Here is a 13,605-nt window from a genome sequence, read left to right as displayed (position 1 = left end):
AATGAAGAGGGGGTGGATTTTTTTGTTGGATTTAAAGATCAAGAACGGGTTGATCGTGGATGGTACGGGACAAGAGGGGTACTATGCCGACATCGGTATTAAGGGCGACAAAATTGTGGCAATGGGAGAGCTCAGCGGCGAAGGGGCTCGAGAAATAATTGACGCAACCGGGTTAGTTGTGGCGCCGGGCTTTATTGACGTCCATTCTCATACAGATGCTTGGTACTTCCATAACCCTTACGCCGTGAGCAAAATTTTGCAAGGAGTTACTACCGAAATCATTGGTAATTGCGGTGAATCGGCCGCGCCGATAAATCATGAGCTACGTGATCTTCTCGATTATGGTAAGAATACGAACGAACAGTGGGCGACAACTTCTGAATTTATTAAACTTCTTAATAATCGTCTCGGTATTAATACGGCTACTCTCACCGGCCACGGCAACCTTCGGGCCTTGATTATGGGTACCGCCGCTCGCCAGGCTTCCGCCGAAGAGTTAAAGCTAATGGCTCAGTTACTGCGTCAAACAGTCCGTGAAGGCGCCGTAGGCTTTAGTTCGGGTTTGTTATACCCGCCGGGGTGCTTTGCCGGACGCACAGAACTTGTAGTTCTGTGCCGGGTTCTTGCCCCAATCGGGGGTGTTTACACAACTCATATCCGCGATGAAGGTGACGGATTGATCGATGCGGTAACGGAAGCGATTAGTGTCTGTAAAGCAAGCCGAGTGCGAGGAGTAATTTCCCATCATAAAGCAAGGAAACGCAACAACTGGGGAAAAACGGCAAAAACATTGACTATGCTGCAAGAAGCCCGCAGCGAGGGTGTTGACATCTATTGCGACGTTTATCCTTATACAGCCCTGCATACAAATCTCGCTACCTTGCTGCCGGCTTGGATACATGACGGCGGTAAAGACGCAATGCTCTCGCGGCTACGTGAGTTATTTAACAGTGAGACGCTGTTGGCAGACATAGATCGGGAAGCCGGCGATTATGAAACGATTATCATCACGAAAGTCCGTAAGCCAGAGAATAAATTTTTCCAAGGAAAATCGCTGGCGCAGGTGGCTTTAGCTCAAAACAAGCGTCCGGCTCAGACGGTAATAACCCTTCTCCTGGCAGAAGAAGGGTCTGTAAGTATGATCCAGCACGCAATAGATGAAAAAGACTTGGTACGGGTTTTGACATGGCCCTTGTCGATGGTAGGTAGTGATGCAGGTGCACGCCTGTCTTTCGGCCCTTTGGCGGAAGGTTTGCCGCATCCCCGCAGTTATGGCACTTTCCCGCGCGTATTGGCCCGCTATGTGCGGGAACAGGCAGTTTTGTCTCTACCCGAAGCCGTGCGAAAGATGACCTCACTCCCTGCGGCCGTTTTCCGCTTGAATGGGCGGGGCCAACTGCGGCCAAATTTTTACGCCGATATAACTATTTTTGATTTCGCAGTCGTTAAAGATAACGCCAACTATCAAGACCCTTTCCGTCCCCCCTCGGGCATCGAATACGTGTTGGTTAACGGCAAGCCGGCAGTGATGCAGGGTAAATTAACATACCAAATGTCGGGAAAATTTTTAATGCATAAACCATCAGGTTCTGTGGAATGAACTAGTAGAAACTAGCAAAAACGGCTGGAGGAAAAAGATTGGTCCAACGTATCGGTCTGATTGTGGGAAATGGCATGGCTTTAAGTCTGCGACAATTTCTCAGCCCGCGCTTGGACGAATGGGATCCGCGATGTCCTTTAAGCTGGCAGCTGGCAACTCCAGGCAAGCCTTGGTTTCCCTTACTGCAGTCACTACCGCGATTTGCCGCAGCAATCCGTCTGGTGCACAATCAATCTAGGGCTGATGAGGATTTTAAAGTTTTTGCCGCGATTTTACATCACCTGGACGAGTACATGCCTCTTACGAGCGAACAGTTTGTGCTTAAAGCAGAAATGCGGCACTTTTTGGCAATCGCCTATTCGCATTTTCAATTGGCGGTAAACCAATTCCCCTTTCAGGGCTGGCCATGGCTGGAATGGATTGGGGCGGTGAAAGATGATTTGGTGGGAGCCGTTTCCTTTAATTACGATTTAATTTTAGAAAAAACATTAGCGCAGGTAGGGGCATCTTTTCGCCGTTTTGGTTTAGTTGAAGAAAAAGAAGGCGTTCCTATTGTAAAGCCCCATGGCTCTATTGATTTCGAAGTCTCTGGCGACGTTCAGCCGGTTGAATACCCTATTACGAAGCTGATTACGTATACTAACAAGCCCAGACGGCGGCTACGAGACGAAGAACTGCTGCGACCCCGGGCTGAGGTGGATATCGTATTGCCGCAAGAACAATCTCCCTTTCTTGATTATCAATGGGTTGCTCCCGGATATCATTGGTTTTCCTCGATCGGCCCTTTACTCACAAAGTGTTTATTGATCGGCCTTTCTTATAGTAGTGCCGATAGGCCGGAAATCGATTATTTGCTTGAGTGTCTTAGTCCCGAGACAGAAGTAATAATTGCTAACCCGCATCCGCCCGCGGCGCTATTAACAGCAGCGCGTCGCCGCGGGCGTTTCGTCACCGTGTGGTCTACGGGACCGCAACGGCTAAATTAAATAAAAACTACATAAAGTGGTAGATTTAACAGGTGTACCTATGATATTATATTTTGCAATAACCAACATAAGATAGCGAAAGGAGTAGGTTAGATGTTTAATGACAAGTTTGGACCCGAAGGGTTAACTTTTGACGATGTGCTGTTAATACCTGCTAAATCAGATGTTTTGCCCCGAGAAGTAGATGTCAGTACCAATTTGACGCGTAATATTAAGTTAAACATCCCAATTATAAGTTCGGGCATGGACACTGTAACCGAAGCCCGGATGGCCATTGCGATGGCCCGGGAAGGCGGACTGGGTGTCATTCATAAAAATATGTCAATCGAGCGACAGGCTAACGAGATTGATAAGGTAAAACGGTCTGAGCACGGAATTATTGTTGACCCCATTTTTCTTTCGCCCGAAAATACCCTTCAAGATGCGCATGATTTGATGGAAAAATATCGCATCTCAGGCGTACCTGTTACGGAGAAAGGGAAACTTGTTGGGATACTGACCAACCGTGACCTGCGTTTTGAAACGGATTTACGGCGAAAGATACGCGAATGCATGACCCGTGAACACCTTATCACAGCGCCTGTTGGCACTTCACTCGAACAAGCTAAGGAAATCCTGCGCCAACACCGCGTCGAAAAATTGCCGCTGGTAGACGAACACGGCAATCTTAAAGGGCTTATTACCATCAAAGACATCGAAAAAGCGCAGAAATATCCTAATTCAGCCAAGGATTCCAAAGGACGGTTGCTAGTTGCCGCCGCCGTCGGTGTAGGAGCCGACATGATGGATCGAGTGGATGCTATTGTGGCGGCGAAAGTTGATGTCATTGTTATCGATACTGCACATGGCCATTCGCGCGGCGTACTTGAAGCCGTAAAGAAGATCAAGCAGGCTTATCCAAATATCGAGTTGATTGCCGGCAACGTTGCCACAGCAGAGGCAACCCGCGATTTAATTGAAGCAGGCGCTGACGCTGTGAAAGTAGGCATTGGACCCGGGTCGATTTGTACTACTCGCGTCATTGCCGGTATTGGTGTTCCGCAAATTACGGCTATTTATGATTGCGCCCGTGCGGCACGGGAATATAAAGTTCCTATTATCGCTGATGGCGGCATAAAGTACTCCGGTGATATTACCAAGGCCATCGCTGCTGGCGCTCATGTTGTAATGATTGGTAATTTATTGGCGGGTACCGAAGAGAGTCCGGGCGAAATGATTATTTATCAAGGTCGCAGTTATAAAGTTTATCGCGGTATGGGTTCCCTCGGCGCGATGGCCGAAGGCAGTAAAGACCGTTACTTCCAGGAAAACATGGACAAGCTTGTGCCGGAAGGCATTGAAGGTCGTGTACCTTACAAAGGATCTGTGGCCGATACCGTTTATCAGTTAGTAGGCGGTCTAAGAGCTGGCATGGGTTACTGCGGCGTGCGCAATATCGAAGAACTGATAAACAAAACACGTTTTATCCGGATAACTGGAGCCGGTTTAAAAGAAAGTCATCCTCACGATATCCATATTACTAAAGAAGCACCAAACTACAGCCTATAAAGACATAAAGAAACACCGCTAGCTTACCAAGCTGGCGGTGTTTCTAAATTTACAACGCGAAATTCAAAACCTCGTTCTTTAAAATAAGTAATAATATGCGGTAAAGCTTTTACTGTTTCGCCGTGACCTCTGCCGTCATGCATCAGGACAATCGCGTGATTCCAGAGAGACTTGTTCTGCATTTGGCGGATTACATTGTCTACAATTTGCTGGGCCTTAGCACTTGAGGCATCGCCAGAACTGATATTCCACCCCACTTCCACATAACCATCTTGCTCCAAAGTCTTCCAATATTCTTTGGTAAAACTGCCTGCTGAACCGCCTGGCGCGCGCGAAATTCGCGGCCGCACGCCAATGACGTTTTTAATAATATCATCTGTTTGCTGCAGCTGTTTAATATACGTATGCGCAGATTGATATAACTGGCTGTAAATATGGTTGTAAGAATGGTTACCAATCGCATGGCCTTCTTCGAAAATTCTTTTAAGAATGTGCGGATATTGTTCAACTTGTGCGCCGACGACAAAGAAGGTGGCCTTAATGCCATGTTGGCGGAGTATATCCAGTATTATTGGCGTATTTTCCGGGTCGGGACCATCATCAAATGTGAGGTATACTGTTTTTTCCGCATAATAAGGTTGAACAATCGGCAAGGTTGTCGGCAAATTGCGTACTTTACGCTCGGCAACCGTATATTTGTCATACACCGGCTTTCCGGGCTGTAACACTGTATTCGTTTCGTCCATCAATAAACTATATGGACATTCAATTAGCGGGTTAACTACGGCAGCGGCGGTTTTGGTTTCTTCACCACTACGAGACGAAACAATATGGCCTTCAAAGGCTAAGGTGGCTAGTGGACAAATAGCTAAAAGCGCAAATACCAAACTGCCAAAACCGCAGGCAAAACGAAAATATTTTGGCAACAACATCATTAATTACTCCTATGTTGACAGCTGTGGAGATTATTCGCTGCCTTTCGTCAAAAATCCTGCGCGCAAAAGTTAAGCGCCTTTCGGATATACTAGGGAAGAAGAGGATGGTGATATTTTATGCACTGGCGTGAATACATCATTGACGTCATTATTGTCGTGGTTATTTTAAGCATCTTTGCCGGTATTGGCTACGCCTTCTTCAGTCTTCCCCGTACAGATACCCTCGATAATCTTCAGCATATTGCCGCAACACAAGTATTTGACATAAACGGGCAGCTGATTTCTAAATTGTTCGAAGAAAACCGGATAGTCGTGTCGCTCAACAATATTTCGCCATATGTACAGCAAGCAATTATTGCAAATGAAGATACCCGGTTTTATAGTCATTTCGGAATCGATCCCATAGGAATAGTACGTGCCCTAATTGTTGACATCCGCACTCGTAGCTTGGCGGAAGGAGGGAGCACTATTACGCAGCAGTTGGCGAAAAATATGTTTTTGACCCAAGAACGAACCCTAGGACGCAAAATCAAGGAAGCGTTGCTGGCCATTGTCATCGAACGCAAGTTCTCTAAACAGGAAATCCTTCAAGCTTATCTTAATCAAATATATTTCGGAGAAGGTGCTTACGGCATAGAAGCGGCCGCTCAAGTCTATTTCGGCAAACATGCCAACGAATTGACGCTTGGCGAAAGCGCGTTGCTTGCCGGGTTACCCCGTGGCCCAAATATCTATTCACCCTACAATGATTTAAAAGCGGCGTTGGATCGTCGGGCTATCGTGCTAGCGGGCATGGTGAAGGAAGGGTATATAACTGCAGAACAAGCAGCAAAGGCCAATGCGGAGCCGTTGGTGCTAGCGGGAAAAAAGAAGCGGGTGGTACAAGCTTCTTATTTTCTTGACTATGTAGCCAACGAGCTGGTCAGCCGGTATGGCGCCAATCGTGTTTATAAAGGCGGGTTAAAAGTTTATACCACCCTGGATATCAAAACCCAGCAGGCAGCTGAAGCTGTGTTAGGCAAGAGGCAGGGAGCGGTTTTGGCCCTTGATCCGCGTACTGGCTATATAAAGGCGATGGTGGGTGGACGAAATTATGAAGAAAGCCAAATTAACCGTGTTATCGCCGAAGTTCGCCAACCCGGCTCAGCCTTCAAACCATTTGTTTACAGCGCGGCGCTGATGCAAGGTCTGACACCCGCATCGGTCATTGTCGATGAACCGATTAACATTGGCGGTTACCAACCCAAAAACTATGATAAAAAATATCGCGGTCCTATTACCATGAAGAAAGCACTCAGATGGTCAGTCAATGTGGCGGCGGTAAAGGTAGCCAACCAGGTTGGCATGGACAACATATTATCACTGGCACGAACTATGGGCATCTCAACGATAGTTCCTGAAGACAATAACCTAGCTTCAGCTTTGGGAGGACTACGCCGGGGCGTTAATCTGCTCGAACTAACGACCGCGTATACGGCGTTTGCTAATAGCGGCATCTTATCGCAACCGATCGCCATTCTTAAGGTATTGGATGAAAAAGACCAGGTTTTAGAAGAGAGCCGTCTTAATCAGCGCGCCGTATTAAGTCCCGAAATTGCTTACTTAATGACCGACATGATGCGCGGTGTAATTCAGGATGGGACAGCGACCAACGCCAATATTGGCCGACCGGCGGCAGGTAAAACCGGCACAACTGACGATTATGTGACAGCTTGGTTTATCGGCTATACCCCGGAGTTGCTGGCGGGCATTTATATTGGTAATGATGACTGGAAACCAGTCGGTATTTCCGGTACCGAAGTGGCCGGGTTGTGGGGCGCCATGATGGCCAAGGTTTTGGCTGGAACCACCCCTGCGGATTTTACCGTTCCCCGCAATATAATTACTAATGTTCCTATTTGCGCCGACTCAGGCAAACGTTCTAGTGGCGGCTGCCCGGAAGTAGAGTACAGCGCTTTTATCAAAGGTACGGAACCAACTACTGTTGACCCGCGGGGTAGGGCAGGTCTGCCGTTACCGCCGTTTTCCGACTGGCGCGCTCGCGAGCAGTTGGAGGAGCCTTCAATGAATAAGCGTGTGGACCCCAAACGTGAACAAAAGGATGAACGGCCGCAATGGAAACTACCATGGCCACGATTGCCCGGTTTTTAATATTGTGATACAATCTTAAGGAAGGAAATTTATTGGCAAAAGGATGACCAATTAATTGTGCGGACAAGAATTAATATTTTGAATGTACCGATCGACGTTGTCACGATGAAGGAAGCATTGACAGTTATCGAAGGTTTTATTGCTGATAAATCAAGTCCCCGTCTGGTTGCCACGGCGAATGCGGAAATGGTAATGATGGCCCAGTCAGACAAAGAATTGGCAGATATCCTTCGTCAAGCTGACTTGGTCGTTCCTGACGGGGCCGGAATCGTTTGGGCGGCGCGTTATCAAGGGTACGAAATGCCAGAGAGAGTAGCTGGATTTGATTTAGCCCAGGCTATTTTGGCTCGAGCAGCAACTACAGGGTATCGTATTTTTTTATTAGGCGGCGCTCCAGGCATTGCCGCCCGAGCTAAAGCGGTAGCTGAAAGCCGCTATCCCGGCGTGAACATTGTTGGGACGTATCACGGGTTTTTTCAGGCAGCTGACGAAGCTGCCTTGATTGCAGATATTCGTGCCCGTAGACCCGATGTAATATTTGTTGCTCTTGGTGTACCTAAACAGGAAAAGTGGGTATGGCAACACCGCGAAGAATTGTCCGTGCCGGTAGCCATTGGCGTAGGCGGTACTTTTGATGTGATGGCCGGTACCGTTCGCCGTGCGCCAGTGTGGATGCAACGTGCCGGCTTGGAATGGCTATACCGGCTCATATCGCAACCGCAGCGGGCGGTGCGAATGCTGGCATTACCTCGGTTTGTTTACCGGGTTTTGACGGCAAAAAAAGTTAGACAAAGATGAAGGCAGTATATTATAATGGGTTGAGATAAAAAATGGGCAAGACAAGGAGGTTGTTTAGGGGAGGTGATTAGATGGTTAAGACGCCGATTGTTAAAGAAGGTTACGTCTACATAGCGGTCATGGCGCTGATCACCATTATTGTTGCTCTTGCTTTTGGCCCCTACTGGAGTATCATTCCCGGTGTGCTCTTGGCTCATGTTATTTTCTTTTTTCGTAACCCTGAACGTAATGTGCCTGATGACGAAACGCTGGTGCTGGCGCCGGCGGACGGAAAGGTCATTAGCGTTTGTGATATTTATGAAGACCAGTTTCTTAATGAGGCGGCTACCAAGGTCAGTATTTTTTTATCTATCTTTGATGTTCATGTAAACCGAAGCCCCATTGCCGGTGAAATTAAATTTCAGCAATATACCTGCGGCCGTTTCCGACCGGCCTATAAAGAATCGGCCGGCTGTGAAAACGAGCGGCACGCCATAGGACTAGAGAATAGGTACATGCGAGTTTTAGTCACGCAGGTTGCCGGCATTTTGGCCCGACGCATTGTCTCCTGGGTAACGGTTGGCAGTGTTCTAAAACCGGGTGAACGCTACGGACTTATAAAGTTTGGTTCATGCACGGAAGTTGTAGTACCTAAGTCGGTAGAAATCCTGGTGAAGAAAGGAGATCGGGTAAAAGGCGGGGAGACAATCATAGGGAGGTTAAGGCAATGAGAAGCGTTATTCCAAATGCATTAACCGCATTGAATTTGGTTTTGGGAATTTTTTCAATTATATCTACGTTTCATGGCGATTTTAGCCGGGCGGGGCTTCTTATTGTCGCGGCAATGGTTGCTGATGGTTTGGACGGACGGGTTGCCCGTTATTTAAAAGTCAGCAGCGAATTCGGCAAAGAACTGGACTCATTGTGTGATCTAGTTTCCTTCGGTGTTGCACCGGCGATCTTAGCATATGCCTTTATACTAAAAGATATTGGGGTTGCCGGGTATCTGGCGGCAGCAGCTTTCGCTACTTGTGGCGCGCTCCGGCTCGCACGCTTTAATGTGAACACCACTAAAGTGAAGGGTTATTTTATGGGTTTGCCGATTCCGGCAGGCGGTTGTGTTATCGCAACTTTTGTGATGCTCGGCGTCCGACCGGCCGGTTGGTTGTTTTTGGTGATGGTTATCGTATTTGCCTATCTTATGATTAGCACTATTCGCTATCCAGACTTTAAAGGTAAAGACGGTGAACCAGTCAGGACCATTCCTGCGTTGTTAACTTTGGTAGTAGCAGGGTATATCCTGTCGCTAAGTATACAAGCTATTTTGTTTGTACCCTTTTTTGCCTACGCCTTATTCGGCATTTTAAATACAATTTTTGGCTTCTTTGCGGCTAAGCCTAAACCTAATCAATAGGTTCAGTTATACGACCTGTTCTGCTGTATCCCTATGCTGAGGATACTTATTTTTTTGCGGGATATATTATTGGATAGACTGCCGGCGAAAAAAACCGTTTTAAGCTAAGGAAAAAAACATTTTGTTGGCAAAAGTTCACCCGTAGACCATATGCCGAAAAGCTATGCCGCCAGACAAGACTTTTCACTTCTTGACACAAGCGGGACCTCGAACGTAAAATTTTAGTTGTATTTAATCGAATAGCTTTCAGGCGAACTTAAAGGAGAACAACTATGAATTATATCTTTGATTACATAATGATCCCAATGCAGCTTATTATTATATTTTTTACGTTGTATTATTTTATTATTGCCATATTTGGTATTTGGCGACCAAAAGAAGAAAAAATTACCACCCCAGAAAAAAGTTTTGCCATTATTATTGCCGCACACAACGAAGAACAGGTTATCGGTCAACTTGTAGAGAACCTGCAAGTGCTTCGATACCCTCGTGAACTTTACGATATTTTTGTCGTAGCTGACAACTGTAAGGACCGTACCGCCCAAATAGCCCGTAATGCCGGAGCCATCGTGTACGAACGTTTTAACCTGGAACAGCGGGGCAAAGGTTATGCCATGGAGTGGATGTTTGCTAAACTGTTCAGGATGAAACGAAAGTATGACGCTGTAGTTGTTTTTGATGCCGATAATCTGGTTCATCCTAATTTTCTACTGGAAATGAACAACCGGCTATGCAAGGGAGAAAAGGTAATTCAAGGGTACCTCGACGCAAAAAATCCGCACGATACCTGGATTGCCGGAACGTTTGCCATATCGTTCTGGGTAGTTAATCATATCTGGCATTTAGCCAAATATAATATAGGTTTGTCAAGTGTTCTTGGCGGCACTGGCATGTGTATCGCGACCGATGTCTTGCAGAAATTTGGTTGGGGAGCTACTTGTCTTACCGAAGACATGGAGTTTACCATGAAAGTTCTGCTCAAGGGTATTCGTACAACTTGGGCGCATGATGCCATTGTATATGACGAAAAACCGCTGACATTTAAACAGTCTTGGCATCAGCGTAAACGGTGGGCACAAGGCCATTTCGATGTTGCCGGCCGCTATATTCCGCGACTGCTCTATGAGGGTTTTAAACGGCGCGATATCCGCATCCTTGATGGTGTTCTTCATCTGCTGCAGCCTCATTTCCTTATTTTATCAACTACTTTCGTTTTGCTGAGTTATATCTATCACATCGTTCCTTTTTATACCAATATTTTGTATATGGTGCTACCGGTCGAAGTATGGACAGTGATTGCAGTTGGTCAGTATGTTTTTCCAGTTATTGTACTTGCGAAAATCCGAGCCCATTGGAAGTCGTGGCTCTATCTGATCCTTTATCCCGTTTTTGTTTATAGCTGGATACCTATAACATTTATGGGCTATTTACACCGTAATGACCGTGAGTGGAGCCATACCCAACATACCCGTAGCCTCAGCTATCATGACATTCTTCTCACTCAGCCAGGTGATTTTCCCAAGGAAAACTTACTGAGCAAACAGGCGGTCAAGTAGTTCGATGTAAAGATGAGTTTATACAAACTCATCTTTTTTCGCATTTAGTGGTTTTATCCGGTAGTGAACATACTATTAATAGGGAGGGGCCTCGGTGGTTGAATTGACGACATTACCGAATTTGAGGCAGCACATCGTATACCCGATTATCACGGTGCGTGTTCGCCCGCACGGCCATAACTGGAAAGTTGAAATGACGGTCGCCGAAAAGAATTGGATGAAGCAGGCATGTTCACCGCGTTCAGCGGGCGCCTATCGTGAAGACTAACTATTGGGGAGGATAAGGAGCTTGCATATTTTATTGACCAATGATGATGGTATTTTTGCGCCCGGCATCAAAGCCCTGTGGCAATCTTTATCCGCTATCGCTCAAGTTACGGTAGTAGCACCTGACAGTGAGCGTAGCGCCACAAGTCAGGCAATTACTGTTCACCATCCCATAAGAGTAGACCCGTACCACATCGAAAATTCTTCGGTAACAGCTTGGCGCATTGGTGGCACGCCGACCGACTGTGTAAAGTTGGCAATCGAAGCATTGCTGGCTGAGCCGCCTGATGTTGTAGTCTCAGGCATTAATCATGGACCCAATTTAGGTACTGATGTGTTGTATTCTGGTACCGTCAGCGCCGCGATTGAGGGTGCCTTACACGGTATTCCGGCGGTGGCCGTATCACTGGACACCTGGCAACCTTTTGATTTTACGCCTGCCGCCGAGTTCACCCGGAAACTGATTTTAACTATGATGCAAAATACATTACCGCCTAATACGCTGTTAAATGTTAACGTGCCAGCCTTACCGCCGAATAGGCTAGGGGGCGTAGCCGTCACGAAACTAGGCGTCAGACAATACCAAAATACCTTTGAACGCCGCGCTGATCCCCGCGGGAGATTATATTACTGGATGGGCGGTGATTTAGTGGATAACACCAACGATCCCGATAGTGACATTGTTGCCGTAAAAGAAGGAAAGATTTCCGTAACCCCTATCCATTTCGACCTAACCAATTATGCTATCATGGATTTACTGCGAAAATGGGGGCTATAATCCGGTATATTTGGCCGCAATCTGCATAAATTTACACTAAAACCCCTAAGGAGGGAAAATTGTGGCCAAAGTATCGCGACGTTCAAGGTTTAACGCTCCGCCGCAAAAAGCACCTGGAGCGATTATCTTGATATTAAAAGGATTGGTGGTTAGTCTAGTCGTTTCCCTCATCTGCACGTTCTTTTTATCACTGATCAGCCTTGTCTCAGATAGTTTTTTTGTTGAACACTACCTTTCATATCTGATGGTTGGCATCACTGTCACCAGTATTTTTATCGGCAGCGCTTATGCAACGCAAAAAGCGCAATCAATGGGGCTCATTATCGGTATGGCAATCGGCTTGCTTTATGTCCTAATTTCTGTTGGCATCGGTGTAAAATTATCCCCGGAACCGCTTTCCTGGTTGGTCCTGGCCAATAAATTTTTTGCCGGACTTGCTGCGGGTGCGTTAGGTGGACTGGTAGGCGTAAATTTGTAAATGTGGAGGATTTTATTGATGGTTCGCGAAAGCTTAAGGGCCAATGGGCCCTTTTTACTTATTTACAATTTATACGGGATGACAGGTGTTTAAGTTGCAAAAGAGGAGGTTGTTTTCTTGAAATATAAAGGCATACTATTTGATCTAGATGGTACTTTGCTAGACACCACAGAACTCATTGTTAAATCTTTTCAGCATACTTTTCGCGTTCATTATAATCGTGACATTACGCCGGCAGATGTTCACCCTTTTTTCGGCCAAACGCTACGAGCGGCCATGGAACATTTGGGACCAGATAAGGTAGAGGAGTTAATTGCAACTTATCGTGACTATAATATAACCCATCATGATAGGTTAACAACGGCCTTTACCGGCGTGGTAGAGGTGCTGCAGGAGCTATATAATGCCGGAGCAGCCATGGCTATTGTCACTTCGAAAACGCAGGGCACGGCGCTACGCGGTTTACGGCTTTTTGATTTGGACAAGTATTTTACCGCCGTCATTGGTGTAGAACAGTGCCAAAAACATAAGCCTGATCCCGAACCGGTCCTTACCGCTATCAAAGAATTGGGACTTACCGCTGCCGACTGTTTAATGGTTGGGGACAGTCCTCATGATATTATCAGCGCCAAGCGGGCAGGAGCGCATACCGCGGCAGTCCGGTGGACCCAGGTACCTTGGCGAAGTATTATCGCTGAAAAACCTGATTATATTCTGAACACGATGGAGGATTTATTTTTTATCTGCGAAATTTCACGCCCCAAATAGCGATGATATCCAGAGGCGGGATTTATGCAGCCCTATTTCAGGGCGTTAGTGTAAAATTACTGTAGGATTTTTGAGGAAGAAAAAAGAAGAAGACATCACCATCCTTCGACGGGATGAGTAATCCAAAAAGATTACCCAGGGGTGATGTCTTCATGACAGTATTTATTCGATATATCAAAGAGGTTATCCTTTCGAAGTTGGGAGAAGACGAGAAAGAATTTGAGCGTTTATTGTATGAGATGGATTTTCAGAAATTTGAGCGGCTGTTACAAAATAAACTACATGACGTAGGGCGCACGATCGTCAAGGCGGTTTTAGAAAAAATGGACCAGCTGATCAAACAAGAT

13 protein-coding genes and 1 pseudogene are annotated in these 13,605 nt (G+C 46.5%); 13 read left to right on the top strand and 1 reads right to left on the bottom strand.

Annotation, left to right across the window (positions count from 1 at the left end; all coding sequences use genetic code 11):
- Window positions 1-22: 22 nt before the first annotated feature.
- From BLQ99_RS12885 to guaB, 3 genes are all read left to right on the top strand, one after another.
- On the top strand, window positions 23-1,600 hold the full coding sequence (locus BLQ99_RS12885) for an N-acyl-D-amino-acid deacylase family protein (protein ID WP_171904680.1): 1,578 nt from the start codon (window positions 23-25) through the stop codon (window positions 1,598-1,600).
- A gap of 38 nt (window positions 1,601-1,638) precedes the next feature.
- A complete protein-coding gene (locus BLQ99_RS12880) occupies window positions 1,639-2,586 on the top strand; it encodes a hypothetical protein (RefSeq protein WP_093691625.1) in 948 nt (315 codons plus the stop codon).
- A 93-nt stretch (window positions 2,587-2,679) separates the two neighbouring features.
- Entirely contained in the window at window positions 2,680-4,134 is a 1,455-nt protein-coding gene (guaB, locus tag BLQ99_RS12875) for an IMP dehydrogenase (RefSeq protein WP_093691623.1), read from the top strand.
- 23 nt (window positions 4,135-4,157) lie between these two features.
- On the opposite strand, the gene BLQ99_RS12870 is transcribed toward guaB, so the two are convergent.
- Window positions 4,158-5,069 (bottom strand): polysaccharide deacetylase family protein, encoded by a 912-nt coding sequence (locus BLQ99_RS12870; RefSeq protein ID WP_093691621.1) that lies wholly within the window; start codon window positions 5,067-5,069, stop codon window positions 4,158-4,160.
- Window positions 5,070-5,186: 117 nt separating this feature from the next.
- Between BLQ99_RS12870 and BLQ99_RS12865 the strand changes: the two genes are divergently transcribed.
- The 10 genes and pseudogenes from BLQ99_RS12865 to BLQ99_RS12825 all read left to right on the top strand — a co-directional run.
- Window positions 5,187-7,220 carry a transglycosylase domain-containing protein gene (locus BLQ99_RS12865; protein ID WP_093691619.1) on the top strand — a complete coding sequence of 678 codons (2,034 nt, stop codon included), beginning with the start codon at window positions 5,187-5,189 and terminating at the stop codon, window positions 7,218-7,220.
- Window positions 7,221-7,277: 57 nt separating this feature from the next.
- Window positions 7,278-8,018: a WecB/TagA/CpsF family glycosyltransferase gene (locus tag BLQ99_RS12860; protein ID WP_093691617.1), complete on the top strand. Its 741-nt coding sequence runs from the start codon at window positions 7,278-7,280 to the stop codon at window positions 8,016-8,018.
- A gap of 71 nt (window positions 8,019-8,089) precedes the next feature.
- On the top strand, window positions 8,090-8,728 hold the full coding sequence (locus tag BLQ99_RS12855; protein ID WP_093691615.1) for a phosphatidylserine decarboxylase family protein: 639 nt from the start codon (window positions 8,090-8,092) through the stop codon (window positions 8,726-8,728).
- A complete protein-coding gene (gene pssA, locus BLQ99_RS12850; RefSeq protein WP_093691613.1) occupies window positions 8,725-9,411 on the top strand; it encodes a CDP-diacylglycerol--serine O-phosphatidyltransferase in 687 nt (228 codons plus the stop codon). Before BLQ99_RS12855 ends, pssA begins: the two co-directional genes overlap by 4 nt.
- 272 nt (window positions 9,412-9,683) lie before the next feature.
- Window positions 9,684-10,967, top strand: coding sequence for a glycosyltransferase family 2 protein (locus tag BLQ99_RS12845; RefSeq protein ID WP_093691611.1), 1,284 nt, complete (start codon window positions 9,684-9,686; stop codon window positions 10,965-10,967).
- 94 nt (window positions 10,968-11,061) lie between these two features.
- Window positions 11,062-11,235: a hypothetical protein gene (locus tag BLQ99_RS14970; RefSeq protein WP_171904679.1), complete on the top strand. Its 174-nt coding sequence runs from the start codon at window positions 11,062-11,064 to the stop codon at window positions 11,233-11,235.
- 21 nt (window positions 11,236-11,256) lie between these two features.
- The gene (gene surE / locus BLQ99_RS12840) at window positions 11,257-12,012 is read left to right on the top strand and encodes a 5'/3'-nucleotidase SurE (protein ID WP_093691609.1); all 756 of its coding nucleotides are present in this window, start codon (window positions 11,257-11,259) and stop codon (window positions 12,010-12,012) included.
- 61 nt (window positions 12,013-12,073) lie between these two features.
- Window positions 12,074-12,490: a TIGR04086 family membrane protein gene (locus tag BLQ99_RS12835; RefSeq protein ID WP_093691607.1), complete on the top strand. Its 417-nt coding sequence runs from the start codon at window positions 12,074-12,076 to the stop codon at window positions 12,488-12,490.
- Between the two features lie 117 nt (window positions 12,491-12,607).
- Window positions 12,608-13,258, top strand: coding sequence for a pyrophosphatase PpaX (gene ppaX, locus BLQ99_RS12830; RefSeq protein ID WP_093691605.1), 651 nt, complete (start codon window positions 12,608-12,610; stop codon window positions 13,256-13,258).
- A 152-nt stretch (window positions 13,259-13,410) separates the two neighbouring features.
- Window positions 13,411-13,605, top strand: a pseudogene (locus BLQ99_RS12825) (ISLre2 family transposase); the annotation flags it as partial.

The sequence above is a fragment of the Sporolituus thermophilus DSM 23256 genome (assembly GCF_900102435.1).
Lineage (GTDB): Bacteria > Bacillota > Negativicutes > Sporomusales > Thermosinaceae > Thermosinus > Thermosinus thermophilus.
Note: the sequence above shows the minus strand (reverse complement) of the source record. Positions and strands in the feature narration are given on the sequence as shown.

Coding starts and splice junctions, on each gene's coding strand:
- guaB (WP_093691623.1), top strand. CDS start 2,680: ATGTTTAATGACAAGTTTGGACCCGAAGGGTTAACTTTTGACGATGTG.
- BLQ99_RS12870 (WP_093691621.1), bottom strand. CDS start 5,069: ATGATGTTGTTGCCAAAATATTTTCGTTTTGCCTGCGGTTTTGGCAGT.
- BLQ99_RS12865 (WP_093691619.1), top strand. CDS start 5,187: ATGCACTGGCGTGAATACATCATTGACGTCATTATTGTCGTGGTTATT.
- BLQ99_RS12855 (WP_093691615.1), top strand. CDS start 8,090: ATGGTTAAGACGCCGATTGTTAAAGAAGGTTACGTCTACATAGCGGTC.
- pssA (WP_093691613.1), top strand. CDS start 8,725: ATGAGAAGCGTTATTCCAAATGCATTAACCGCATTGAATTTGGTTTTG.
- BLQ99_RS12845 (WP_093691611.1), top strand. CDS start 9,684: ATGAATTATATCTTTGATTACATAATGATCCCAATGCAGCTTATTATT.